This window comes from Affinundibacterium flavidum (assembly GCF_014284175.1).
GTDB lineage: Bacteria > Pseudomonadota > Gammaproteobacteria > Burkholderiales > Burkholderiaceae_D > Undibacterium > Undibacterium flavidum.
Genome location: NZ_JACOGA010000029.1, coordinates 1 through 26249, shown reverse-complemented (window position 1 = coordinate 26249; position 26249 = coordinate 1). Strand labels below are relative to the sequence as shown.

The window sequence follows — 26249 nt, the reverse complement described above, 5'->3', positions numbered from 1 at the left end:
AAACCTCCCATGGTCATTATTGGGGCAATGATGAGAAAACTGATTCACGTTGCATTTGGGGTCTTAAAATCAGGAAAACCTTTCGATTCAAGCTTGCATTCTGCTTGACTCGGATAACAGTATCTACAAGAACTACGAAGGCATAGTGTGAACTTAATCGCTCCCACCCATCTTTACCAATCCAGCTTTAGACTTAAGGCTACGCAAATACTTATAAGTCCCCATCGCCTTCGCCACCAATTTATCGCCACTCCAAATTTCACCATCGCAAAAGCACATGGTGGTCGATTGATGAAATGCGACGCTGCGCGCCTCAAGGCGCCCACCAACTACACCGCCCGGTTGTAAGAATGTAGTTTTCAACTCGACTGTGACTACGCCTTTTTGATCATCGTGCAATGAGCGTCCCGCCATTGCCATCACCACGTCCAACAAGGTCATTAAGACGCCACCATGGGTGATTTGCCAGCTATTCATGTGATGATGGTGCAGGTCTAAAAATAGATTGGCCTTGCCCTCTTTCATCTCGCCCGACACGATGCCCAGGTAGTCGAGAAAAGGATTTTCGATTTGTGAAATAACACTGGAATTTGCTACTGGATTCGACATCATTTGACTTACAAAAAATTAATAAACCTATACACGCTTGCAGCTATAAAACCTCAAACAAACCAGCAGCGCCCTGCCCACCGCCAATACACATGGTCACGACCACATATTTGACACCACGACGCTTGCCCTCAAGTAGAGCGTGTCCTGTTAAACGCGCACCAGAAACGCCATACGGATGGCCGACGGCAATCGCACCACCATTCACATTCAAACGTTCCATCGGAATGCCTAGCTTATCTGCACAATACAATACTTGTACTGCGAAAGCTTCGTTGAGCTCCCATAGTCCAATATCTTCGATGCGTAAGCCAGCACGCTTCAATAATTTGGGAATGGCAAACACCGGACCTATGCCCATTTCATCCGGTTCGCACCCCGCAACAGCAAAGCCACGAAACACGCCCAGTGGCTGCAAGCCTTTGCGTTCAGCCATTTGCGCATTCATCATGATCGTCATCGCTGCGCCATCCGAAAATTGACTGGCATTGCCTGCGGTAATCACACCGCTAGGCACGGCTGTCTTTATTTTAGAAACTGCCTCCAAAGTCGTTCCAGCGCGTATGCCTTCGTCCGCAGAAATAGTGACTTCGTGCAATCTGTGCTCACCAGTTTCTTTATCGGTTATGCGCATCGTCGTCGTAACGGGAATAATTTCCGCGTCAAAAAGCCCTGCTGCTAAAGCCGCGCTCGCACGTTGCTGACTACGTACTCCGTATTCATCTTGGCGTTCACGTGAAATGTGATAGCGCCTCGCCACAATCTCTGCTGTCTCCAGCATAGGCATATACACTTCGGGCTTATGTTCAAGCAACCAAGGGTCGCTTAACATGTGCTTGTTCATTTCATTCTGCACGCAGGAAATGGACTCCACGCCACCAGCAGCGATGATGTCGACTTCACCTGCCATTATCCGCTGTGCAGCCAACGCTATAGCTTGCAATCCCGACGAGCAATAGCGATTAATCGTGATTCCAGGCACAGTGACCGGACAACCCGCACGTAAAGCAATTTGGCGTGCGATATTGCGACCGTTTGCCCCTTCGGGAAACGCGCAACCAACCATGACATCGTCGATTTCACCTGCTTCAAGATTCGCCCGCGTCATCACTGCCGCCAAAGTCGGCCCAGCCATGCTCGCGCCATGGGTCATATTGAATGCACCTTTCCACGACTTCGCTAAGCCTGTACGTGCGGTAGAAACGATTACTGCATCTGTCATTGTGTCTCCTTGCTTTTCGTTTTATTAGTATTGTGCGGATAAGATGACGTGAGTCCCGGCAACGTGCAAATCTGTGGTGGAGCCCTGCATCAAACTCGCCTTATCATCGCAGTGACCGAAAGGTAATCCAGTGATAATCGGTGTAGAAATCGTAGAGCGCAGATATTTCAACATCGCGGGAAAATCGTAACCATTATCTTGCGGCGCTAAACGATAGGCGGAAAAGTTCCCGAATATGATCGCTTTTTGCTTTGCTAGCACGCCAGCCATATGAAGTTGCAACAACATGCGTTCAACGCGATATGGGTGTTCAGCAATGTCTTCCACAAATAGAATGCCATCATCAATTTGTGGAAAATAGTCTGTTCCTAACAAATGACAAACCATCGCCAAATTGCCGCCCCATAAAGTGCCGCTGAGATCCAGTTGAGCTTCTTGGTCGGATTCAAATTCCAGATGTGTTTTGCGCTCGTGTATTGCTTGCAAAAACTGCGTTTGAGTGAACGGGCGTAATTCCTCGCGAGTGAAATCATTACACAACATAGGACCGCACAAACTCGCAGTACCGGTCTTCGCTAACATTGCCAACTGCAAAGCATTAAAGTCGCTATAACCCACTAGCCATTTACCGCTGTCTGCAATTTTCGGTAAATCGATATTTGGCAAGATGCGCGACAGACCATAACTGCCACGTAGACTCATTACTATATCGACATCGGGATTATCGACCGCTGCATGTAGTTGTTCCAAACGCTCCTGATCAGTCGCACCAAACCGCTCGAAGTGATTTGCATGTTGGTAGTAATTGATGACCTTAAAACCCGCATCTCGCAATGATTGCAAGCCCGCTTCAAGATTGGTATCGTCTAAAGCCGCTCCACTAGGAGCAATGATGGCGATGCAAGGATTTTTAGGGAGCGCTTTAGGGAAAGAAATTAGCATCGCTGGTAACTCGTATTCAGTAATCAGCGATCGATATCGGCTATCACTCGCCTAGGTTGTTGACTAGATTAACTGGTTGGATACGCGATTCTACCGCGGCACGGCGGCGCTCAGCAAAAAAATCCTTGAGAACTTGCACACATTCTTCCGCCAGAACGCCAGAAACTACTTCGGCATGATGATTGAGTTTTTCTTCTTTAAACAAATCAACGATAGAGCCACATGCACCAGTTTTGAAATCATGAGCGCCAAAGACAATACGAAAGAAACGTGCATGCATCAACGCGCCAGAACACATGACACAAGGTTCTAACGTGACATAGAGTTCGCAACCGGGAAGACGATAATTGCCAAGCACTGCAGCCGCTGCACGCATAGCAACGACTTCAGCATGTGCGGTAGGATCATGTGTGCCTATTGGTTGATTAAAGCCGCGGGCGATGATTTCACCATCTTTGACGACCACAGCACCAACCGGCACTTCACCAGCTTGCCATGCAAGTTTGGCCTGCGCGATGGCTTCGTGCATGAAAAACTCATCTTGATTTGTAGACGTCAGTACTGAGTCGGACTCACTCGACATAACTTACTTAACCGTCAATCTCCGCCCAGCAATTAGGCGTTTCGTATAAGGTGATTTTGGTCAAAGACAAATGTCGGCCATAACGATCGTGATACACGTCTTTCAGCATATCAAAAGCGATCTTCGCTAGATTTTCTACCGTGGGCACGCGATCAATCACTACTGTTTTATGGCCTGGCATGCTCTCCAAGAATTGGCGCACGGCGGTATCTTTTTCATAGACGATAAATGCGTGATCCCAGAGATCGACCAAATGTTTATTGGCGAGTGCTTTGATGTCACCAAAATCCATAATCATGCCGTTGTCCGACTCACCGTCTTTGTCGACAACGTCGCCAGTCAAGGTAATCAGCAAGGTATAGCGATGCCCATGCAAATTACGGCACTGACTATTGTGATCGGGAATCCGATGTCCGGTATCGAATTCTACTTTTCTGGTGATGGTTAACATGTATTGCCTGTGAACTTAAGATTTGATTTGACGTCACACTGACGTCCAACCGACAACTAATAATAAAAAATTATTTAAGGAATCTGCAACAACTTATGTGTCTGCAAACTCAATTTCCATTTGGGATGTGCTTTGCAATAATCGATCGCTTTGTGCAGATTGTCCTGCAACAAGGGGCCATCCATCGCTTGCAAATAATGGTGGGTAAAATCGAGCGCTTCATAGACTTTCAAATCCTGTCCCAACTGCGGAATCACCACTTTCAGTTCATCGCCTTTGAGTACGATTAATTGCGAACCCATTTTCGGACTCACGCAAATCCAGTCAACGCCAGTCGGCACTTCTATCGTGCCATTAGTTTCAATGGCAATTTCAAAGCCAACATCATGCATGGCATCGATTAAGGCTTCGTCCAATTGTAATAAGGGCTCACCGCCAGTGAACACAACAAACTTGCTAGCTTCGTGTGTCTCAGGCCACAAAGCATTAATGCGCGCAGCGACGGCTTGCGGTGTTTTAAACTTACCACCGCCGTCACCATCAGTACCAACGAAATCAGTATCACAAAATTGGCAAACCGCGGAGCTACGATCTTCCTCACGCCCAGTCCACAAATTGCAACCGGCAAAACGGCAAAACACAGCAGGTCGCCCAGCATGTGTGCCTTCGCCTTGCAAAGTGTAAAAAATTTCTTTAATGCTGTAGCTCAAAACTAAATTCCTAGTTGCTTAATGGAGGTTTCATTGCGCTGAGAAATTGCAGCAGTGGGATGCAGTGCTAGGCGCGAAACGCAGCAATATGTCGATATTGCGAGGCTTCGCAACGACGCAATGCGCCCGCTTCTGCGATTTATCAGTGCAAGGAACTATTCCCATTCTATTGTCGCTGGCGGCTTTCCGGAAATATCGTACACCACACGATTAATCCCACGCACTTCATTAATAATGCGATTCGACACTTTACCCAATAACTCATGCGGCAAGTGTGCCCAATGCGCGGTCATAAAATCTTGCGTTTGCACTGCGCGTAAAGCCACAACGTATTCATAGGTACGGCCATCACCCATCACGCCAACCGATTTAACTGGCAAGAACACAGCAAATGCCTGACTCGTGGCGTCATACCAAGTTTGTGGTTTTTCAGCGTTTGGATCAACGTAAGTATTACGTAATTCTTCGATAAAGATCGCATCAGCGCGGCGTAACAAATCCGCGAAATCTTTTTTCACTTCACCCAATATACGCACGCCCAAACCTGGGCCAGGGAACGGATGACGATACACCATGCTATGCGGCAAACCTAAGGCCACACCTAGTTTGCGCACTTCATCTTTGAATAATTCACGCAGTGGTTCTAATAATTTCAGGTTCAATGTATCAGGCAATCCGCCGACATTGTGATGGCTCTTGATCGTGTGTGAGCCATTCTTGCCTTTTCCTGCACTCTCAATCACGTCAGGGTAAATGGTCCCTTGCGCCAGCCATTTTGCATTCTTAAGCTTGCCGGATTCGACTTGGAAAACTTCGACAAACTCACGACCAATAATTTTGCGTTTTGCTTCTGGATCGGTAACACCAGCCAGATGTCCCATGAACTGAGCTGTGGCATCAACGTGGATGACTTTAACGCCCAAATTTTCAGCAAACATTTCCATGACCATCTTGCCTTCATCGAGGCGCAACAGGCCGTGATCGACAAACACGCAAGTCAATTTATCGCCAATCGCACGATGGATTAAGGCGGCAGCAACACTGCTATCAACACCACCAGACAAACCGAGAATCACTTCATCATCACCGACTTGAGCACGAATTGAAGCGACCGCTTCCGAAATATAATCTGGCATATTCCAATCAGACTTACAGCCGCAAATATCATGCACGAAACGACCAATGATGGCTTCGCCTTGCATTGTATGTGTCACTTCTGGATGGAATTGCACCGCGTAAAAACGACGGTCTTCGTCTGCCATTGCGGCAATCGGGCAATTGTCGGTGGATGCCATTAATTTGAAACCCGCTGGCATTTCGTTAACTTTATCGCCGTGACTCATCCATACCTTGAGCATACCGTGACCTTCAGGTGTCACGAAGTCGTTAATGCCGTCTAATAATTTAGTATGGCTACGAGCACGCACTTCCGCATAACCAAATTCGCGGACTTTACCATTTTCAACTTTGCCGCCCAATTGCTCAGCCATAGTTTGCATACCGTAGCAAATACCCAGAACCGGTACGTCTGCATCGTACACAGCAAGTGGTGCACGAGGCGTATCACCTTCCGTCACACTGCTTGGACCACCAGACAAAATAATTCCAGCGGCGCCATAGTTACGAATGAATTCATCGCTGACATCGTAAGGATAAACTTCGGAAAATACACCAGCATCGCGCACGCGACGAGCGATCAATTGAGTGACTTGTGAGCCAAAATCAAGGATAAGGATTTTTGAATGCATAATTCGAATAAAATCATCAAAGGGAAATATCAAGCTGTCCTGCTTCGGCCTGAACGATACTATTACTTTCTAATCTTCTAGCGGTAAGCAAGGCTTTTTCCGCATTCTTGACTAGGGCTTCGGGACTTACATTGGGAAAAATGCTGGTTGAAGAAATTCCCATACTAATCTCAATTACTACGTCTTCATTTTCAACCGTCTCTGGGCGTGACACTATTGCTAAACGAATTCGTTCTGCCACTGCTGCAGCAACCAAATTCGAGGCCCCTGGTAAGACAATCAGAAATGCGTCGCTTTCAAATCGACCGAGTGCATCGAATGGTCGTATGCATGAACGCATGCGACTGGCTATCTTCAATAAAAAAGCATCGCTCACACTAGTGCCAAACTGGTCTTTCAACTTTTGATATTGATTAATACTAATGTAGAGCAAAGATAATGGTTTTTCTGCCTTTTGACAGCGCTCTAGTTCTAAGCCTAAGGACCGGGTGATCGCAGCACTGTTCCACATGCCAAGAACTGGGTCTAATAAAGCATCACGCTTTAAATTGCGGACTTGTTTTACGAGTTCTGCGTATTGCACTTTTAATGCACTCATTAACAATTCGCGCTCAACCATGACAGCTAGGTCGGCGAATAACAAGCGCGATTCATCGTCAAATTTGTGCTCGACATAGTCGATCAGATAAATGCAGCCCACGCACTGATCTTTGGGATCAAAAATGGGATGTTGGGCGCAGAATACAATTTGCGGTTCACCCTTAACCGACGGGTGATTCGCGTACTCTTCTTCAAAATTCAGGTTGTTATAAACACGTATTTCATCAGAAAAGCCCAACATTTCGCAAAATGCAGCTTCGATCGCGGCCATCGATTGCTCACCACGATCAAAGCGATCACGCAAATTACCAAAACTCACTATGCAATTAGCAACACCAAACAAGTGAATGCCGAGGCGCTCAAATCTTGCGATTTTCGCCTCGTATTTTTCAAAATTAGCTCGTGATGTATTTGAACTATCCGAAAATAAATCCAACCGACTAGCACCGTCTACTAGTGTCGCCATTGCTTGCTCCGTATTTATAACACTTCGTCAAACATCTTCGATTTCGGCGATACTTATTCTGCGCGGTAATTTGGCGCTTCTTTCGTAATTTGTACATCATGTACGTGTGATTCACGCATACCAGCAGATGTGATTTCTACAAACTCGGCTTTGTCGTGTAAATCTTGAATCGATGCACAACCACAGTAGCCCATAGAAGAACGTACGCCACCAACCATTTGATACAGGATTGCCAATACGCTACCTTTGTAAGGAACACGCCCCTCAATACCTTCTGGTACCAATTTATCGGCATTATTTGCTGCGTCCTGGAAATAACGATCCGCGGATCCATCTGCCATCGCACCCAAACTACCCATACCACGATAGGATTTATAGCTACGGCCTTGGAACAGTATGACTTCACCCGGAGCTTCTTCTGTCCCAGCAAACATGCTACCCATCATGACAGTAGATGCACCAGCAGCCAAGGCTTTGGATACATCGCCAGAGAAGCGGATACCGCCATCCGCGATACAAGGAACACCAGTTCCACGTAATGCCTCAGCCACATTCGCAATTGCCGTGATTTGAGGTACGCCAACGCCGGCGACAATACGTGTTGTACAAATCGATCCTGGACCTATACCAACTTTGACAGCATCTGCACCATGCTCAACCAAAGCCAAAGCCGCTGCCGCTGTAGCGATATTGCCGCCTATAACTTCAATGTGTGGATAATTCGTTTTTACCCAACGCACGCGATCCAATACGCCTTTGGAGTGGCCATGTGCCGTATCAACAACGATCACATCCACACCAGCTTTCGCCAATAAATCGATACGCTCGTCATTATCAGCGCCTACACCAACGGCTGCGCCAACACGTAACTTACCCAAATTGTCTTTAGAGGCAAATGGATGCTCAGTAGATTTTTGAATATCTTTTACGGTAATTAACCCACGTAATTCAAATGCTTCATCCACCACCAATACACGTTCTAAGCGATGTTTGTTCATTAAGCGCTTGGCTTCGCTTAAGTCTGCGCCTTCTGTGACATAAACTAGTTTTTCGCGTGGAGTCATCTTGGCGCGCACTTCCGCATCCAACTCTTGCTCAAAGCGCAAATCACGGTTGGTGATAATACCAACGACGGATTTTCCTTCAACAACTGGGAAACCACTGATACCATGTAATTGCGCTAAAGCGATCACATCACGAACTGTGGTCGTTGGCGCTATCGTAATCGGATCGCGCAACACACCAGACTCAAATCGCTTGACCTTCGCGACTTCACGCGCTTGCTCTTTAGGAGTCAGATTTTTATGGATAATACCAATACCACCTTCTTGCGCCATCGCGATAGCCAGACGCGCCTCGGTCACAGTATCCATTGCGGCGGATACCAAAGGTATATTAAGTTTGATATTACGAGTCAAATTCGTCGCAAGAGAAGTATCTTTTGGGAGAATGTTTGAAAACGCTGGGACGAGCAACACATCATCGAAAGTGAGTGCTTTTTGAAGAAGACGCATAGTATTTCCTATAGGCGCAAAAGTAAATTATACAGAAAACTTGCCGATCCGTCTCGTTCCGTGTAAAACTCGCTTTAAATTATTAAGAAAAGTTGCAGTAACTGAATAGAAATCGAGTAAATCATGTATAAAAATCGCAAATTAAATCGTAAATTAGTAGTCTCTGGATTGATTGCCGCACTCTTATCATCGAACATCGCATTCGCGCAATACATCTGGCTAAATGAAAAAGGGGTAAAGCAATACTCGGACACACCGCCGCCCAAGTCCGTTCCACGCGATAAGATCATCAAGACACCATTTGGCAACCTTCGTGGTCAAGAAAAAAATACTGCGCAAGCTACTGATGCGAATAAGAGCACCGAAGTAAAATTAGAAAAACCAGTGACCATAGCAAGTAAAAATGAAGATTTTAATAAGCGAAAAATAGCTCGAGAAGAAGCAGAGAAAAAAGCTGACTCGGAACGCCAAAATGCTGAAAATAAAACAAAAAACTGTGAGCGCGCAAAATCTTACAAACAGTCGCTGGACGAAGGTTTGTTGATTATGACCAGAGATAAAAATGGAGAGCGTACGCCAATAGATGAGGCACAACGCGCTAAAGAGATAGCTGATGTGAAAAAAGTTTTATCTGAATGCAATTGAAAAGCTCAAAAAGCCCAAGTTTTTAGGCTTAAGCTTACATTTTCCCCGATTTGTGCTCGCGCTTCGCCCGATGGCGGCGAGCACTCATAGGATCGGCAATGAGCGGTCGACATAACTCTATGCGCTCACCATCCTTCAGTAAATGCGTGCCACTCTTCTTCTTGCCAAAAATCGCCCATGCACTACCTTTATTCAGCATGAATTGAACTTCCGACCGTTGCGTTGGCGTCAAATACTGAACCGCATCGTCAATTGTTGAATGTTGGTCGACATGTAATTCGAATAAATTTGGAGCAGTGTTTGCCAATGCATAGCAAAACTCTATGCGAATTTTTGCCTTGCCTAAATCATGATCCATACACCACCTCTGCACGGTCACAAAAAGCATCGACGAAACTGTTGGTGATTTTGCTAAAAACTGGCCCGATCAAGTGTTCCAACAATTTACTGGAAAACTCATAACGCAAATCAAATTCAATTTTACAGGCGTCACTACGCAAAGCAGTGAAAGTCCAATAACCATGTAATTGCTTGAAAGGACCGTCGACCAAATGCATTTCCATCGTATTCGGTGGAGAATTCACATTTTGCGTTGTGAAACTTTGCTTAATTCCATGATAATTGATAGATAATGTCGCCTTTAAGTGGTGATCAGTTCGCTCTGCGACGCTAACACCACCGCACCAAGGCAAAAATAAAGGATAGTCTTCAACTTTTTCTACTAACGCGAACATTTGCTCTGCGCTATAGGATACAAGAACGTTTTTTTGGACGACTGCCATTATCTCAAGTCATTTGGTATGATCACAGACCGAATTTTAACTGAAACAAAGCTCGTCACGGAGATTAAGCGCAAAATTGCCCTTCTTCATGAACGAAGCTTTTACTAAATAAATAAAAAGCATGAGCATCGCAGATAATAAAAAGGCATTTCACGATTTTTTCATTGAAGAACAATACGAAGCAGGTATTGTGCTGCAAGGCTGGGAAGTTAAAGCAATACGTGCGGGGCGAGTACAACTAAAAGAAGCCTATGTCATTATCAAAAATGGCGAAATTTATTTATTTGGTGCGCACATTGGCGCATTGCCGACGGCTTCTACGCATATTCACCCGGACTCTGTCCGCACCAGAAAATTGCTATTGCACGCCGAAGAAATTAAGAAATTAATTGGAAAGGTGGAACGTTCAGGCTACACGATGGTTCCACTCAATATGCACTATCTCAATGGCAGAGTGAAATGTCAGATTGGTTTGGCAAAAGGTAAGAAGCAACACGACAAGCGGGAAACGGAAAAAGAACGCGATTGGCAGCGAGAACAACAGAAAATCATGAAGCAGCATCGCAGATAAGGTTTTACCTGTGAATCCTTAAGCTTACTAAGTTGAGCTTAATTCTTAGGCTCATTTTTCTCTTGATGGCGCGAATAAATCTCTTGTCGAGCTTCACGAATTTGTCGTCGCAACGCTATTCGTTCTTCTGGACTCAAGCGGTTAAATTTGTTAACTGGTTTTTCATCCCGGTTAATCACAGGCGTAGAGGAAGACAAATCTCTGCGCGAGAATGTTGTGTCGCGCTCAGTCATCGCTCCGGATTGATTCTCAGCTTGACGTTCAAGTCGACGATTGGCGCGAAATTCCTGAAGTTGAAATCGGCGCTTATCTAAATTTTGGCGCGGACTTGAATTTTGCTGATGTTGTGCGTAGACATCAACACTGATACTTAGCGTTGACAATACTAACAAAGAAAACGTGCGCTTCAGCAGAGCCACAACCATCCTTCCACACGATTCATAATGAATCTTCAATAATCGAGAGTTTTTTAAAAGCTCAAATTGGTAGCTAATAAAAAAGCAGAACAACCAAGATTGTCCAGCATGTTCATAGTGTAATTGACTGCTAGTTTCTTTGATAGATTTTTTCTGTAAGCACTGTAACAGTTTGTAATCTTCTACCACAGTGAGTTAATGTGCATCAATTTAGCAGTAAGATAAGCACTTTTCAAATGCAGATAGTGAGAGATGCGATGCTTGAAACTAAGGCGAAAATTTTGGTGCTGGATGACGACCTGCGTTTGCGCGATCTGTTGCGTCGTTACTTGAGTGAGCAAGGCTTTCAGGTCGTCGTAGCCGAAAATGCACAAGCCATGAATAAATTATGGATGCGTGAACGTTATGACTTACTTGTGCTTGATTTGATGTTGCCCGGAGAGGATGGATTATCTATTTGTCGCCGTTTGCGTGGCGGCGGAGATCAAACGCCTATTATCATGCTGACGGCAAAAGGCGAAGAAGTTGACAGAATTATCGGTTTAGAAATGGGTGCTGATGACTACCTTCCTAAACCTTTTAATCCACGTGAGTTGGTTGCACGCATTCATGCCGTCCTAAGGCGACGAATGCCCGAAGAAGCGCCTGGAGCACCGGCAGAACACGGACAGGTCTTCCAGTTCGGTGAATTTACTTTGGATTTAGCCACTAGAAATTTAAAGAAAAAAGGCGAACACATTAATTTGACCACTGGCGAATTTTCAGTCCTGAAAGTGTTTGCAAGACATGCACGCCAACCTCTTTCACGCGAAAAACTAATGGAGTTAGCACGTGGACGCGAATACGAAGTATTTGATCGCAGTTTGGATGTTCAAATTTCTCGCTTACGAAAGCTGATCGAAGTCGATCCAACCAATCCACAATACATACAAACAGTGTGGGGATTGGGGTATGTGTTCATCCCTGATGGACAATCTCATTAAACAAAAAATGAGAACTATCACCAAGAATCGGATTTGGAAATAATTTGACTAAGTAGCTAAAACTTATGTAACTCATGAACTAGTAGCGCATGAGCTAAAGCAAGGATTGCTCACCAATCTAACGGAAAAGAATCGACATTGATGGGAAACATACGCAGTTACTTACAGCGTTTAGCTTGGGTGCAGAGCGGGCTTTTTTGGCGCACTTTTTTCTTATTGGCTTTGCTAGTCACCGCCAGTATGACGACATGGTTTGTCAGTATCAAATTATTAGATCGAAAACCACGTGCACAACAATTATCGAATCAAATTGTATCGATCGTCACTATTACTAGTGCTGCGCTCACTCACTCAGCCGAGGAGCGTCGCCGTGAACTATTGATTGATTTGGCACGCAGTGAGGGAATTCGAATTTATCTTTTGGAAGACACTGATCAAATCGAAGCCTTGGAAGAAAGCCCTATGCTTGCCGAGCTACGTTTACTAGTGCAACAAAAACTAGGTAAACAAACACGCTTTGCTCAAAGAGTTAATGGCGAAGAAGGATTTTGGGTTAGCTTCAAAATAGATGATGATCAATTTTGGCTACGCCTAGAACAAGATCGTTTGCAAACAGAAATCGGTTGGCACATATTTGGTTGGGCTGCAAGTAGCTTGGTTTTAGCATTGATCGCTGCTGCGTTAATTTCAAGGCGCATTAACGCCCCCTTATCAGACTTAAGTGCAGCCGCACGTCAATTAGCACGCGGAAATCATCCATCTCCATTAAAGGAAACAGGCCCCAGAGAAATCCGTGAGACCAACACTAGTTTTAATCAAATGGTGGATGATCTGGCAAGAATCGAATTAGATCGCACAGTGATTCTTGCAGGTATTTCACATGATTTGAGAACCCCCTTGACACGCCTGCAGCTGGAACTGGAGATGGCAAATCTAGATAATGCTACGCGAGATGCAATGCAGATTGACTTGCGACAAATGGATAGCATCATTCAGCAATTTCTCGATTACGCAAAACCCTTGCATGAATCAACCTTCAGTAGCTTTAATCTAAGTAGTCTATTAGAACAACTATTTACCGACATGGCACGTGATCACAGTATTCTAATGGAAGTACAGATAGTACCTAATCTGTATGTAACAGGCATAGAGATAGAAGTACGGCGTCTATTTAATAATCTCATTCAAAATGCCTTGCGCTATGGGCGCAATGAAGTTACGCAACAGTTAAAACTTCAACTTGAATGTCGTTCTCGTGCAAATACTGGACAATCAGGTGCATTGATATACTTACGTGACTTTGGCGCCGGTATTATTGAATCTGAAATTCCCCGGTTATTACGTCCCTTTACACGTGGCGAAGTGGCTAGAAGTCAAGCCAATGGTTCTGGTCTAGGCTTGGCAATTGTTGACCGTATCGTTAAGCGCCATGGGGGAAAAATTCAAATACAAAATCATGAATTTGGCGGCTTAGAAATTTATATTGAACTGAGATAATTTCAATATTTTCCATTCCATAAAAAGCCACAAAACTTTCCAGATAGTAAATTACTGCTTGTATCTTAGTATCAATAGCCGATTGCTAGTGATAATAAATAAGTGTTGGGCATTTTTCAAATTCGAGCTGAGAGAGGTCTGTCTCAGCTCGGGTCGCAACTACTACAACTTAACACTTCATTAGTCAGATCAATTACACTTTCAAGCGACGTTGTTTCACAGCATTAGCCAATCCCTGCAATACTGTTTCGCTATCGTTCCAATCAATGCATCCATCAGTAATAGATTGACCATAAACCAGGTCTTTGCCTGGCACCAAATCCTGACGTCCAGCAACCAAATTAGATTCAATCATGACACCCACGATGCGTTGGTCACCGCCGGCAATTTGCGTCGCAATGTCAACACAAACCGGAATTTGATTTAAAGGATTTTTTGAACTATTTGCATGCGATGCATCGATCATAATACGTGGTTGTAAGCCGTTTGCCGCAATATCTTTTGCTGCGGCATCAACACTGGCAGCATCATAATTTGGGGTCTTACCACCGCGTAAAATAATGTGGCAATCTTCATTACCGTTAGTCGACACAATCGCCGAGTGACCACCTTTTGTGACAGACAAAAAGTGATGTGGTTGTGAAGACGCCTTAATCGCATCGACTGCAATTTTGACATTACCATCAGTACCGTTTTTGAATCCAACTGGGCATGACAAACCGGATGCTAATTCACGGTGTACTTGGGATTCTGTAGTTCGTGCACCAATCGCACCCCAGCTGATTAAGTCGGCAATGTATTGTGGACTAATCATATCCAGATACTCAGTACCGGCTGGCAAACCAAGTTCATTAATGTTTAATAATAATTCTCGCGCAATACGCAGACCATCGTTAATGCGGAAACTGTTATCCATATACGGGTCATTAATCAAGCCTTTCCAGCCAACGGTAGTACGCGGTTTTTCGAAATACACGCGCATAACAATTTCTAATTCACCGGCAAATTTCACCCGGGCTTCCGCAAGTTTTTTCGCATACTCCAGCGTCGCTTTTGTATCATGAATTGAACATGGGCCAATCACCACCATGACTCTGTCGTCTTTAGCTTGCAAAATATTATGTAATGCGGAGCGCGCATTAGCAGTGACTTCTGATGCTTTATCCGAGCACGCAAATTCGCGAATTAAATGCGAAGGTGGAAGCAGCTCTTTCATTTCCCGAATACGTAAATCGTCTGTGCGTTGCATAATGTTTTCCTGAAGTTTCAGTTAGATAAAAATGTGTTTAAAAATAATGTTTGATCGGTTTTACCTATCCATTGACCTGACTAATTAATTTCAACGGGCAAAAAAAAACCGCCATGACTGGCGGTTTTTCTGGATCGGTTGGGTTCTATGTACGTCGATTTTGCTTCTACGTGAACTTACCGCTTCTCCACCGCCTTAGGGTTGGAATAGCTAAAGTAAAAGTGAAAGTAAAATCGTGCAAAATTCATGAAAACCTCGTGATCGAATGGAACGACTATAACAACATCAAAGCACAATTGGCAAGCAATTTATCTTATTGTTCGCGTAAATTTGCAAAACCCTTGAGTTAGCGCACAAGTTACAAATGAGTTACGACATAAGCTTATATTCAAATGTCTATAAGCACTTACAGAAAACTCGCGATCTCATTCAAGGACTTCTTACGAATATTAGGGACCATGCAATGCTCGGCAGGGTGACCAACCACCAATAAAATATAAGGTTTTTCATTGTCAGGGCGATCCAACAACTCATTTAAAAAACCCATAGGACTTGGGGTATGCGTCAAAGTCGCCAAACCAGCGTGATGCAATGCCGCGATTAGAAAACCGGTCGCGATGGAAACCGATTCTGGTACATAATAATTTTTGACTGCGGTGCCATCATCCATCAATGTGCTCTTTTGACCGAAGATTGCGATCAGGTAAGGCGCATCTTCTAAAAATGGCTTATTGGAATCTGTACCCAATGGTGCCAACGCGTCTTTCCATTCTTGTGGTGCACGGCGCTCGTAAAATTCACACTCTTCAATTTCCGCTTCCACGCGTATGCGGTGCTTCAATTCTGGATCAGTGACTACGGCAAAATGCCAAGGCTGATGATTTGCGCCAGATGGTGCAGTACCTGCCGCTAGCAAGCATTGCTCTATCACTTTGCGTGATACAGGTTCAGAGGAAAATTCTCGGATGGTTTTACGACGAGAGAGTTCTTGATAAAACTCTGCTGCGCGCGCTTCCATCTCACTTTCTGGATACGCGCGATAGGTACTCAAGGGAATGAATTGCGGAGAGCCTTGATTGAAGGAAAGTTTAGACATGCTGATCCTTTCGTAGAAAAATAACACTGTAATCACAATGTCCAATCTACTCAAGATGCCAAATCACATTCAATACAAGTAGTAAAAATAAAAGCTTTTTAACAATCAATCAACGGCAAAAAGATGTATAGACAATACGAACTTTTGCCGTCGATTTACTAGCAGCACTATTTTAATTGAGGATCAGGCAGTTCCGCCCACAACCAGACCATCAATGCGCAAAGTTGGTTGACCTACGCCCACTGGCACGCTCTGCCCTTCCTTGCCACAAATCCCGACGCCTGAATCCAGGCGCATATCGTTGCCTATCATTGTTACCCGATTTAAGACATCAGGTCCATTTCCTATCAGGGTTGCACCTTTTACTGGATAAGTAACTTTGCCGTCTTCTATCATGTAGGCTTCGCTGGCAGAAAAGACAAATTTTCCGTTGGTAATATCGACCTGACCACCACCAAAATTCACCGCATATAAACCATTTTTTACCGAAGCTAAAATCTCGGCAGGATCTTTGTCGCCACCCAGCATATAAGTATTCGTCATACGCGGCATAGGTAAATGTGCGAAAGACTCACGACGTGCATTGCCTGTTACAGGCATTTTCATCAGACGCGCATTCATCGTGTCTTGAATATAGCCCTTCAGTATGCCGTCCTCAATCAAGGTCGTACATTGTGTAGGATTACCTTCGTCATCAATGTTCAAAGAGCCGCGACGATTTTCCAAAGTGCCGTCGTCGACCACAGTAACACCTTTAGCTGCAACGCGATCGCCAATGCGACCTGCAAAAGTGCTGGAACCTTTGCGATTAAAGTCGCCTTCCAAACCATGACCAATCGCTTCATGCAAGAGCACACCAGGCCAACCTGAACCGAGCACCACGGTCATAGGCCCTGCTGGTGCTGGACGCGCATCCAAATTAACTAAAGCCGATTTCACAGCATCATCGGCATATTGCTCCAGAATCGCATCAGTAAAATACGAGAAGTTATAACGACCACCGCCGCCACTAGAACCAGTTTCGCGACGACCATTCTGTTCTGCGATTACTGTCAATGACATACGCACTAATGGACGGACATCGGCGGCAATGACACCATCACTGCGCGCCACCAAAATCACATCGTATTCGCCAGCCAAACTTGCCATTACTTGCACTATGCGCGGGTCTTTTGCCCTTGCGATTTTTTCGATACGTTCTAATAAGGCGACTTTTTGTGTTGCATCTAAAGAAGCTAAGGGGTCATCTTGCAAGAATAAATTGTGGCCTTGTATGCCTTGCATAGATGAGGCAACTTTTATCTTGCCTGAACCTGCACGAGCAATGGTACGAGTTGCCGCAGCAGCTTCTAGCAATGCATGTTCAGAAATCTCATCAGAGTACGAAAATGCGGTCTTATCGCCAGATACTGCACGTACACCAACACCTTGATCTATCGAAAAACTACCTGTTTTAACAATACTTTCTTCCAGACTCCAGCCTTCATTTTTGGTAAATTGAAAGTATAAATCGGCATAATCAATTTTATGCGTAAACATCGTTTTGAGCGCTGAAGCCAATTTGACTTCATCCAGCCCAAAAGGCGTCAGAAGAATATCGCGAGCAATGGCGAGATGTTTTAAATTTGAATCAAATGGTGTCATATTTTTCTATCTTGATTGGTTGCCGTAGCGGCATCTTAACTGCAGCATTAGCTGCTGTATTAACTTCTGTATTGTAGAGCATTTCCCGCAGAAGTTCGTATAGTGAACTTGCGCCTAACAAGTAAATCGCCTGTGTTTCAAAGCAGGTAAGTTACTCCGAATTTTTTGCATTGCATCCATATCCAACTCAGCCACGACGACACCTTCACCCTCTTCCAAGCAATTTAATATCTTGCCCCAAGGATCAATTAACATACTATGTCCCCAAGTACGACGCCCACTTTCGTGGGTACCGCCTTGTGCTGATGCCAATACATAGCATTGGTTTTCTATTGCGCGGGCACGCAATAAAATTTCCCAATGCGCTTGACCGGTTGTGTAAGTAAATGCGGCTGGCAAGACGAGCAAGTTGCACGGTCCCATATTACGAAATAATTCGGGAAAACGCAGGTCATAACAAATACCTAAACCTATCTTGCCAATACCGTCTATTGCGCTATCAAAACTAACGATGTCATTACCTTCTTGTATCGTGTTTGATTCTTGATAGCTTTCATCACCATTCGTAAAACCAAACAGATGAATCTTGTCGTAACGTGCAATTTGAGTTCCGCTGCGATCAAATACTAGACAGGCATTATAGATTTTGTTGCTATCGGTGGACTTCAATGGGATCGTACCGCCTATGATCATCATCTGCAGTTCTCGCGCCATCTGCTGTAAGAAATTCTGTAAAACGCCATTCCCTGATTCTTCGGCAAAAGCGACTTTATCGGTGTCGCGTAAGCCCATAATCGACCAGTATTCAGGTAATACCGCCAAATCCGCGCCTGCAGACTTTGCTTCTTGAAGCAGGCGTTTTGCGGTTTGCAAATTGGTATCTGGATTCGATACCGACACCATTTGGATTGCAGCAACTTTCATTCTATTTCCTTATTTGACTTCCGCTTTCGCTTTATTTTGCTCCACTTTTTGTTCCGCTTTTTGTTTCTCTAAGATTTGCTGGCGTTCTTTATTTTCAATCTTAGTCACAATAGGATTCATCCATGGACCAGTAATTTGATACTCATAAGTAAACGCGCGTTTCAGTGGATCTCTAAAAAATAACTGTGCTAAAAAAGTGCCCAGACCAATGACTGGATTTACCGCCAAACCATATACCACAGAAGCAGCACCGGCATTAAAATCGGGAATGACCGCCACATGTAAGTCTTGCGATTCTTTCGCAATATCAGCATGGCCTTCCATCAGTACTGCTGCATTCACGCTGCTCATTTTTAAATTATCAGTCGTGGCAATTCCATGAGAAATTTTTGCCGTGCCGACTATGCTATCAAAAGCAAAGCCGTCAGAAAATACATCGCGAAAATCCAAGGTAAATCGTCGTGGCAAAGATTGCATGCTTAATACACCTAATAATTTCGCCGCGCCAGGATCGACTTTCAAAAATTGTCCAGCGGCCAACTTCAGCTGCAATTGTCCGCTCAAGCTTGGAATATCCAGATCAAACGGCAAACCTGTCCACTGCAAATCACCTTCGAGCTTGCCCTTACCGCCCCGCAAGACATCAGTAAAGTCAAATCGATCTAGTAATTTCCCTGAATTCGCAATATCCAATACATATTGCAACTTGGTCTGGCTATCTGTTCCACGTGCTGCCCACTGACCAGTCGCGCTTAATTCGGCATCGTCATTCTTCAACACCAATTTATCAATATTCCATTCGCGACCTTGTGCCGCCAGCGTATTACTCGCGTTTAAAGTAAGGTGCCCAAGCTTTTTGTTAAACAACTCAAAGTTGTCCACCTGAATATCCAAGCTTGGAATTTGTTTAGTGGTGTTTTTTGCTTCCAACAAATCGCCCACATCACCCGCCGCAGACTTCGGAATCATTAATCGACTCAGGCGCGCAGTGATTTGGCCTGGCGACTGTGGCTTGCCAAAACCATTCCAACTGATAAATCCCGATGCCTGAGTCGAATCCAAATTGGATTGCCACAAACCTCCTTGATTCGATGCTCCTAAAACGATGTTATCCATCTTTTTTCCGAACAAATAAATCTCATCGGTTATCACAGACAAACTTGTCGGTTCCACATATTGTGCAAAATCGACGGGAGATTTCGGTTCAAGTAAATTAGTTTTTTCAGTCGTTGGACTCATGTGATTTTTCACCTGCGCATCCAAGACGCGGCGCCATTCATCGACGTTCAAAGATTTTGTTTGCACATGTAAATTCAGTCCCGAATCCGGCAAGATTGCAGGCGAATTCACCGCGACAGCAGCCCGCACTACATTCCATCTTGCGTTTTTCTCTAAGGTTTTTTTGCGCTGATAATGTGCGTTGAAACGATTGCCAACGCTGAGTTTGAGCTGCTCACGTATCTCATTTTGATCCGCAGACGCATCAGGCAGAATTTCAAAACGCATAGGCGCCAATTCGTTTGCCGTTTTCGTCAACGGCGCCGGTAAGTTCCATGCTAAACCTTGCAGATCCGATTCCACCACCACTTCAGTTTGGCGCTTTTTAGCATAAATTTGCGTCGTATATTTTGTCTCACCTTTTAAACTATCAAACAAATTGCTGACTTCCAAATTTGCTAAATGTTTTTGGATTCCTTCTGCGGTCGCGAGTCCTTCAAGCTTGATCTTAATCGAACCATCTTTTTGACTACCACCATTTGCCTGCACAGCGCCGCCTAACAAATTCGCCTTCAGATTGTTCAAATTCAATCCATGCTCGTTGAATTCTATCTTACCGTTAAGCATGCTTATCAAAGGTAAGTCAGTTTGCAAAATTGTTTCTGCATTATTCAATTGCAGCAACCCATTTACTTTAGAATCAATAATGCTATTCAAAGGCAAATTCAGTTTCAAATTAAGTAGTCCATTACCCGTCGCCGTTGTATCGTGTAAGAAATTCGCAAGCCAGTCATCTACCGGGCTGGCTTTTAGATAATTCAGCATCGTTTGCAAATTGCCACTCGCATTACCGTCGATCTGCAATACCGCATTGTGTTCGAGCAAATCGGGAATAATCACCTTCACTTTATTCAAAGGAACGTTATTGGTCGCGGCTGTATCTGCTCGAATTTCCATACGCCCACGTTCAAAAATAAAGCTACCTTTGATACTGTCGATCACTGGCCAAAATGGTGCGACACCATCTTTGGCAAACACGTTTGGTAAAAAATTTAATTTACCGTTACGGAGATTCCCTTTAACGAAAAACTCGCCTTGCTTTCCTGACTCTGGGTCTTTTTGCTGAAATGGAAAATGCGCAAGCGCGCCTTTCAAACGAAACACCACATCATTCGCCTCGCCGTCCAACAAAGCGTGACTTAACCAATCACGCAAATGTTCAGGAGTTTGCGCAGGAATATAACGATTGATGGTTTTAATATCGAAGCCTTGCAAGTGACCGTTTAAATCAACTTCGCCCAAATCCGCTTGGCGCATCGACAAACTATGTTTACCGCTTAAATTACCGATCGCGCCGTCCTGCTCAAACTCCATTTGCTGGATCTGTAACTGCAATTGATCATTTTGTTGAAATTGCCAGCGGGCTTGCATCTTCAAGCGTTTAAAAGGCATAAGTGGATCGACAAAATAACTCGGCAATTGCAACAAAAGATCCGTGGAATCCAAAGTAAAAGTGCCGCCTTTGTCATTCGCATCGATGTAGCCTGATAAGTTATCAAAGCCTGGAATAGCGGGCACTGCAGCTTTCGCTGGTAACTTGCCCGTCTTGGGTCTAGCCAATTGCGCCTTCAAAGCTTGCATTTCAAGATTACTAAATTGCCCCTTAATGCTATAGCTCGATATGTCAGGGAAACTTCCTTGCCAACGAGCAGTGAAATCTTTTAAAACACCTTTTGGTGCAACATCGATCAACAATCGTCGTTGGTCTGCGGGAATCGGCAAATGTTCCGCAAAATTTGCTAAAGAATGCAAGTCTAATGACTGCGTATAGAGTTCGACTTTTTCACATTGACCATTTTCACCTGGCGTAAAAGTTTCCTTCAAGGTCGTCGCCGGCAATACTAATCCGTCTCTAGTTTTCATCGAGAAATTTACCAAAGCCAAGCTATGACCAGCTTGCCCTGGCAACCAAGACAAATATTTGTAGTTCGACTTAATTTGTTCTGAAGCGATGATGCGGCCGCTCACTTGTGCCATATCAAGCAAAGGTAAATCTTTGCGGAACTTACCGATCACATCTTGCAAATGCACGTCTGCTGTGAAGTCTGCTAAACGGCCTTGCTTCAATTTAATCCAAGACCGTACGCTACCGAGACCTTTATCCAACTTAAAAGGGAAAGGAAAATACTGATGTATTACGGGTAAGTCGGCTTGTTTTAAGTCGGAATATAACTCGCCCGACCAAGAAGACAAGTCAGATTTTTTTGTTGCAAAGACAGCCTGTTGGAATTGCCCTCTAACATCAACTGGCGCCGCCATATTGACAGGAGGAGTTGCTTGCATCGCAAATTGATGTTCGCGCCAATGATTATTCAAAACAAAATTGACCGCAGTCAGGCTGAGCGGTGGATTGGCACGCAATTGGTCGTCCCAATTAACCTGTCCTCGCACTACTTTAATTTGATGTTGTGCTAGTAGCCAATTCAATCCCGCTTCGCCTCCATCACCTTTTCCATCCAATTGCAGAGAGAAACCAGCGACTTCGATCACTCCATTGGAATTACGACGAATATTTAACTGAGGAGCAATAATTTCAACTTCTGCGAAACGCAAGTCCAATACAGCCAATGACCACCACGACAAGGTGGTATTTACTTCTGGCAGAGTCAATACAGCCTGAGATTGCTGATCCCGTATAACGATGCCCTTTAAAGCGATTTGCGGATTAAAACCTTGCCAATTTGCTTCCAAACTCTGAATACTAAGTACTCTCCCCATCTTTGCACTGGCAAATTGCTCAATCTCTGATTTGTAATTTTCAAGATTAGGTAGTACGACGTAACGCAATACCAAGAACAAAGCCGCAAATAGAAAATAGCAAACAAACAGCGTCTTTAGGCAGATTCGTAGGGTCTTGCGCAATCCACGACCACTGTGGAAAGCAGCGAATACGCACGCAGCTCGACCGCTATGCAGTGCCTTGCGCCAACCGTGTAATGGGAGCGCAGGATGATCACAGGCGTGATCATCATCTTGACGATGAATTGGGTGATGTTGTTTCAATGAATTTCCAACTCTTAACGTGGATTAATTCGCATTAGTGCATCACCAATATGGGGACAGACGTTCTTCGACGCTCGTATCAAAATAACTTCAAACAACAACATTCTCCCCTAAAACCACTGAGTTCACATACAAATATGCATTAAACCGAAATGAAAAATCGACCATAAATATACCGTTCGCTATGCCAGTCACTAAGCCATTCAATAAGCCATTTTTCAAAGCAGACTTGTGATTTTCCGGCTTGGGCTTACAATGCTCGTAGTCCTCATAATGCCTGAGAGCAAGTCCCCAATCCATTCGTCAAATTCTGTTGAAAAATTACATGAACACTAGCACTGCATCCTCTCCCGCCCTCCATCAATCACGCTTTGTGACGCGATGGCTAAATGCAAAAGATAGCAGATCACAAGAGCTTGAGAATATATCGCAATTATCCATGAGCAAGGCGAGTTTTACTGAAATTTTACAAAAAGAGATAGCGCAGGGAGCAACGATCAATGCCGCGATGCGACGCTTACGCAATTTAGTGCTCGCATGCTTGATTAAGCGTGACTTACATGGTAACGCCGACTTACATGAAGTAATCAGCACCATTAGTGATTTTGCTGACTTTGTGATTCAAACGCATTTACAGCACTTGATGCAAGAAATGCTAGAAATCCACGGGCAACCTTGTGGCGAAGAAAGTGGTGAGCCACAAGAATTGATCGTCTTAGGCATGGGGAAATTGGGTGGCCACGAGCTAAATGTATCGTCCGATATCGACCTGATTTTTTGCTATAGCGAAAATGGTGAAACGCTTGCCAATAGCCAGCAACGCTGCTTATCCAATCACGAATTTTTTAGCCGCTTAGGCAAAAAACTGATCGCTGCGATTTCGGAAATCACCGAAGATGGTTTTTCGTTTCGCGTCGATATGGCATTGCGTCCGAATGGAAATTCAGGCCCCTTGGTGGCGTCTTTTGGCATGGTAGAGGATTATTTTCTGGTACAAGGCCGCGAATGGGAGCGCTATGCTTGGGTGAAAGCCCGAGCGATTACGGGAAGGCCAGATCACATCACCAGCCTCGAGAAAATTATTTTTCCCTTCGTCTATCGTCGCTACCTCGATTACGGCGTGATCGAATCGCTACGCAACATGCACCATCAAATCCGCGCGGAAGTCGTACGCCAGGAAACCCGTCACCCTGACCGCGGCATTAATGTCAAATTAGGGCGCGGTGGAATTCGGGAAGTTGAGTTCTTGGCGCAGGTATTTCAATTAATACGTGGTGGCAGAGAATCAGTTTTGCGCGATCGCTCGACCCGTGCGACCTTATTAACCTTGGCGGAAAAAGGCATACTTGATCAACACATTGTTGATCAGCTCATGACGGCCTACGTATTTTTGCGAGATGTCGAGCATCGATTGCAGTATCTTGATGATGCGCAGACACATATTTTCCCAGCCAATATCGATGATCAACATTTAGTTGCGCAAATGATGGGTTTTGCTGACGTACATAGCCTCAACGCCGTGCTCATTCCACACATGCAATTTGTCGCAGAGCAGTTTGATGCCATCTTCAAAGACAAATCAGATCAAGAAGATGATGCGCTCAATACCAGCAATATGTCGGCACCAGATGCGAACGAAACCATTATCGCCCATTTGCAGTCACTAGATTTTTTAGAGATAGAAGAAGTCGCACAGAGACTTTCAAGTACTTGGCAATCAGCCAAAATGCAAGCATTACCCGAGGCTAGTCAACAAAAATTGGCCGCCTTAATTCACAGCGCATTAAAAACCATTTCAAATCAAAACGATGGTCAGGCGGTCACCGTACATCGTCTATTAGATTTTATGGAACACATTGCGCGCCGCACAGCATATTTGTCGTTGCTTAGTGAATTTCCACACGCACTACAACGCGTCATACGCATGATGCACGCCAGCGATTGGGCGGCAAAATTTCTAAATCGTCATCCGATTCTATTAGATGAATTACTGGACGAATCTGTGTTGCATCAAGCTCCGGATTGGAACGTTTTTTCAAACGAAGTAAAGACATTGATGGAGGAACAAGCAGGCGACGTTGAGGCACAGCTCGATAGCTTGCGCGAACTGCATCATGCCTTATTGTTTCGATTGCTAGCCCAAGATCTGGAAGGAAAAGTAAGCGTCGAGCACCTCGCCGACTCGCTCTCAAAATTGGCGGACGTCATGGTGGAAGCTGTGGTTCAAGCTGCGTGGAAAACCATCGCTAACCGTCATTGCGAGATACCCAAATTTGCAGTGATTGCCTATGGAAAGTTAGGTGGCAAAGAACTTAGCTACGCGTCGGATCTAGATCTAATTTTTCTCTACGATGACGACGATCAGGATGCACCTGCCCTTTATGCAAAACTAGCTCAGCGTTTTATCACATGGATGACAACACACACCTCGTCAGGCGTGCTGTTTGATATCGACATTGCATTACGACCAGACGGTGCAAGCGGCCTCATGGTTTCATCGGTACAAGCCTTTGAACGCTATCAAGAAAAATCGGCGTGGTTATGGGAGCATCAAGCATTGACCCGTGCACGTTTTTGCGCCGGCGATAGCAGCATAGGAGCAAGATTTGAAGCGATACGTGAACACGTTTTACGCTTAAGCAGAGATACAGAACAACTCAAAATTGATGTCGTTTCTATGCGCAAAAAAATGCGTGACGCGAATGTAAATCGCAGTGAGTTTTACGACTTAAAACACGACCATGGCGGCATGATCGATATAGAATTTATTGTGCAATACTTGGTCTTACTCCACGCTCATGACTATCCAGAACTCACAGGCAATATTGGCAATATCGCGTTGCTCAAACTATGTGGCAAACTGGGATTAATCGACGCAGAATTGGCGAATGAAACTGCGAATAGCTATCGCCTGCTGCGCAAGTATCAACACAATATTCGATTGCAAGGAGAGGAACGTGCGCGAGTGCACCTGGACAAAGTCGCGACCGCCGTTCAAAGTAGTGAAGCTTTATGGGACAAACTATTTAAAACTGCTACATGAACTTGAGCGTGCCTTGCACCTACCTTCTTCGCAGCCCATGACTTTGGGCTACATTAGGGTTTGGTTTCAGCAATTCAAATGAAGATTTTTTCCATCGGCATCACAAACAAAAAAGGCTTTGCAGTAGCAAAGCCTTTTTTGTTATCGTTGACCCGTCCTGAAATAGATTGACAGTTTTCTTCGTAATGGAAAGGAACGTCAATGAAATCGACAGAACGCAGGAGTCAAAGAGATTACACCTTAGCCTTTAAATTGTCAGTGGTTGATCAGGTA

The 26249-nt window shown here is 44.6% G+C and carries 22 protein-coding genes and 1 pseudogene; 6 read left to right on the top strand and 17 right to left on the bottom strand.

Translation table 11 applies throughout. The features are described 5' to 3' along the window. A pseudogene (locus H8K55_RS20665) lies at positions 1-108 on the top strand (IS110 family transposase); the annotation flags it as partial. A 45-nt stretch (positions 109-153) separates the two neighbouring features. On the opposite strand, the gene H8K55_RS20660 reads toward H8K55_RS20665, so the two are convergent. From H8K55_RS20660 to guaB, 9 genes are all read right to left on the bottom strand, one after another. After that, positions 154-609: a PaaI family thioesterase gene (locus H8K55_RS20660; RefSeq protein ID WP_186944069.1), complete on the bottom strand. Its 456-nt coding sequence runs from the start codon at positions 607-609 to the stop codon at positions 154-156. A 43-nt stretch (positions 610-652) separates the two neighbouring features. Continuing rightward, entirely contained in the window at positions 653-1831 is a 1179-nt protein-coding gene (locus H8K55_RS20655) for an acetyl-CoA C-acyltransferase (protein ID WP_186944067.1), read from the bottom strand. 24 nt (positions 1832-1855) lie between these two features. Further along, a complete protein-coding gene (locus tag H8K55_RS20650) occupies positions 1856-2773 on the bottom strand; it encodes an LD-carboxypeptidase (RefSeq protein ID WP_186944065.1) in 918 nt (305 codons plus the stop codon). Positions 2774-2816: 43 nt separating this feature from the next. Next, positions 2817-3356, bottom strand: a complete 540-nt coding sequence (gene tadA / locus H8K55_RS20645; RefSeq protein ID WP_186944064.1) for a tRNA adenosine(34) deaminase TadA — start codon at positions 3354-3356, stop codon at positions 2817-2819. A 7-nt stretch (positions 3357-3363) separates the two neighbouring features. Next, positions 3364-3807, bottom strand: a complete 444-nt coding sequence (gene queD, locus H8K55_RS20640; RefSeq protein WP_186915511.1) for a 6-carboxytetrahydropterin synthase QueD — start codon at positions 3805-3807, stop codon at positions 3364-3366. A gap of 74 nt (positions 3808-3881) precedes the next feature. After that, positions 3882-4517 carry a 7-carboxy-7-deazaguanine synthase gene (gene queE / locus H8K55_RS20635; RefSeq protein WP_186944062.1) on the bottom strand — a complete coding sequence of 212 codons (636 nt, stop codon included), beginning with the start codon at positions 4515-4517 and terminating at the stop codon, positions 3882-3884. Positions 4518-4672: 155 nt separating this feature from the next. Then, entirely contained in the window at positions 4673-6265 is a 1593-nt protein-coding gene (gene guaA, locus H8K55_RS20630) for a glutamine-hydrolyzing GMP synthase (RefSeq protein ID WP_186944060.1), read from the bottom strand. Between the two features lie 16 nt (positions 6266-6281). Continuing rightward, positions 6282-7331 carry a GGDEF domain-containing protein gene (locus tag H8K55_RS20625; protein ID WP_186944058.1) on the bottom strand — a complete coding sequence of 350 codons (1050 nt, stop codon included), beginning with the start codon at positions 7329-7331 and terminating at the stop codon, positions 6282-6284. A 53-nt stretch (positions 7332-7384) separates the two neighbouring features. Continuing rightward, entirely contained in the window at positions 7385-8845 is a 1461-nt protein-coding gene (gene guaB, locus H8K55_RS20620) for an IMP dehydrogenase (RefSeq protein WP_186944049.1), read from the bottom strand. A 123-nt stretch (positions 8846-8968) separates the two neighbouring features. Here guaB and H8K55_RS20615 point away from each other — a divergent pair, with 123 nt between their 5' ends. Further along, entirely contained in the window at positions 8969-9490 is a 522-nt protein-coding gene (locus tag H8K55_RS20615) for a DUF4124 domain-containing protein (RefSeq protein WP_186944047.1), read from the top strand. A gap of 34 nt (positions 9491-9524) precedes the next feature. Here the strand turns inward: H8K55_RS20615 and H8K55_RS20610 are convergent, their stop codons facing one another. Together H8K55_RS20610 and H8K55_RS20605 are read right to left on the bottom strand one after the other, a co-directional pair. Further along, on the bottom strand, positions 9525-9848 hold the full coding sequence (locus tag H8K55_RS20610) for an RnfH family protein (RefSeq protein WP_186944045.1): 324 nt from the start codon (positions 9846-9848) through the stop codon (positions 9525-9527). Beyond that, on the bottom strand, positions 9838-10272 hold the full coding sequence (locus tag H8K55_RS20605; protein ID WP_186944044.1) for a type II toxin-antitoxin system RatA family toxin: 435 nt from the start codon (positions 10270-10272) through the stop codon (positions 9838-9840). The genes H8K55_RS20610 and H8K55_RS20605 overlap by 11 nt, the downstream gene beginning before the upstream one ends. Positions 10273-10393: 121 nt before the next feature. On the opposite strand from H8K55_RS20605, the gene smpB reads away from it, so the two are divergent. Beyond that, positions 10394-10843, top strand: coding sequence for an SsrA-binding protein SmpB (gene smpB, locus H8K55_RS20600; protein ID WP_186889521.1), 450 nt, complete (start codon positions 10394-10396; stop codon positions 10841-10843). Positions 10844-10881: 38 nt separating this feature from the next. Here the strand turns inward: smpB and H8K55_RS20595 are convergent, their stop codons facing one another. Further along, the gene (locus H8K55_RS20595) at positions 10882-11262 is read right to left on the bottom strand and encodes a hypothetical protein (RefSeq protein WP_186944043.1); all 381 of its coding nucleotides are present in this window, start codon (positions 11260-11262) and stop codon (positions 10882-10884) included. Positions 11263-11516: 254 nt separating this feature from the next. On the opposite strand from H8K55_RS20595, the gene ompR reads away from it, so the two are divergent. Together ompR and H8K55_RS20585 are read left to right on the top strand one after the other, a co-directional pair. Next, positions 11517-12242 (top strand): osmolarity response regulator transcription factor OmpR, encoded by a 726-nt coding sequence (ompR, locus tag H8K55_RS20590; RefSeq protein ID WP_186944041.1) that lies wholly within the window; start codon positions 11517-11519, stop codon positions 12240-12242. Positions 12243-12383: 141 nt separating this feature from the next. Beyond that, entirely contained in the window at positions 12384-13739 is a 1356-nt protein-coding gene (locus H8K55_RS20585; protein WP_186944039.1) for an ATP-binding protein, read from the top strand. A 193-nt stretch (positions 13740-13932) separates the two neighbouring features. On the opposite strand, the gene aroG is transcribed toward H8K55_RS20585, so the two are convergent. The 5 genes from aroG to H8K55_RS20560 all read right to left on the bottom strand — a co-directional run bounded on the left by aroG (position 13933) and on the right by H8K55_RS20560 (position 22933). Continuing rightward, the gene (aroG, locus tag H8K55_RS20580) at positions 13933-14988 is read right to left on the bottom strand and encodes a 3-deoxy-7-phosphoheptulonate synthase AroG (RefSeq protein ID WP_222612564.1); all 1056 of its coding nucleotides are present in this window, start codon (positions 14986-14988) and stop codon (positions 13933-13935) included. 406 nt (positions 14989-15394) lie between these two features. After that, on the bottom strand, positions 15395-16084 hold the full coding sequence (locus tag H8K55_RS20575) for a nitroreductase family protein (protein ID WP_186944038.1): 690 nt from the start codon (positions 16082-16084) through the stop codon (positions 15395-15397). Between the two features lie 183 nt (positions 16085-16267). After that, on the bottom strand, positions 16268-17728 hold the full coding sequence (gene tldD, locus H8K55_RS20570; RefSeq protein ID WP_186944036.1) for a metalloprotease TldD: 1461 nt from the start codon (positions 17726-17728) through the stop codon (positions 16268-16270). Positions 17729-17842: 114 nt separating this feature from the next. Then, a complete protein-coding gene (locus H8K55_RS20565; protein WP_186944034.1) occupies positions 17843-18652 on the bottom strand; it encodes a carbon-nitrogen hydrolase family protein in 810 nt (269 codons plus the stop codon). Between the two features lie 9 nt (positions 18653-18661). After that, entirely contained in the window at positions 18662-22933 is a 4272-nt protein-coding gene (locus tag H8K55_RS20560) for a YhdP family protein (RefSeq protein ID WP_186944032.1), read from the bottom strand. A gap of 325 nt (positions 22934-23258) precedes the next feature. Between H8K55_RS20560 and glnE the strand changes: the two genes are divergently transcribed. Continuing rightward, complete coding sequence (gene glnE, locus H8K55_RS20555) at positions 23259-25976, top strand: bifunctional [glutamate--ammonia ligase]-adenylyl-L-tyrosine phosphorylase/[glutamate--ammonia-ligase] adenylyltransferase (RefSeq protein ID WP_186944030.1); 2718 nt, start codon at positions 23259-23261, stop codon at positions 25974-25976. Positions 25977-26249: the final 273 nt, after the last annotated feature.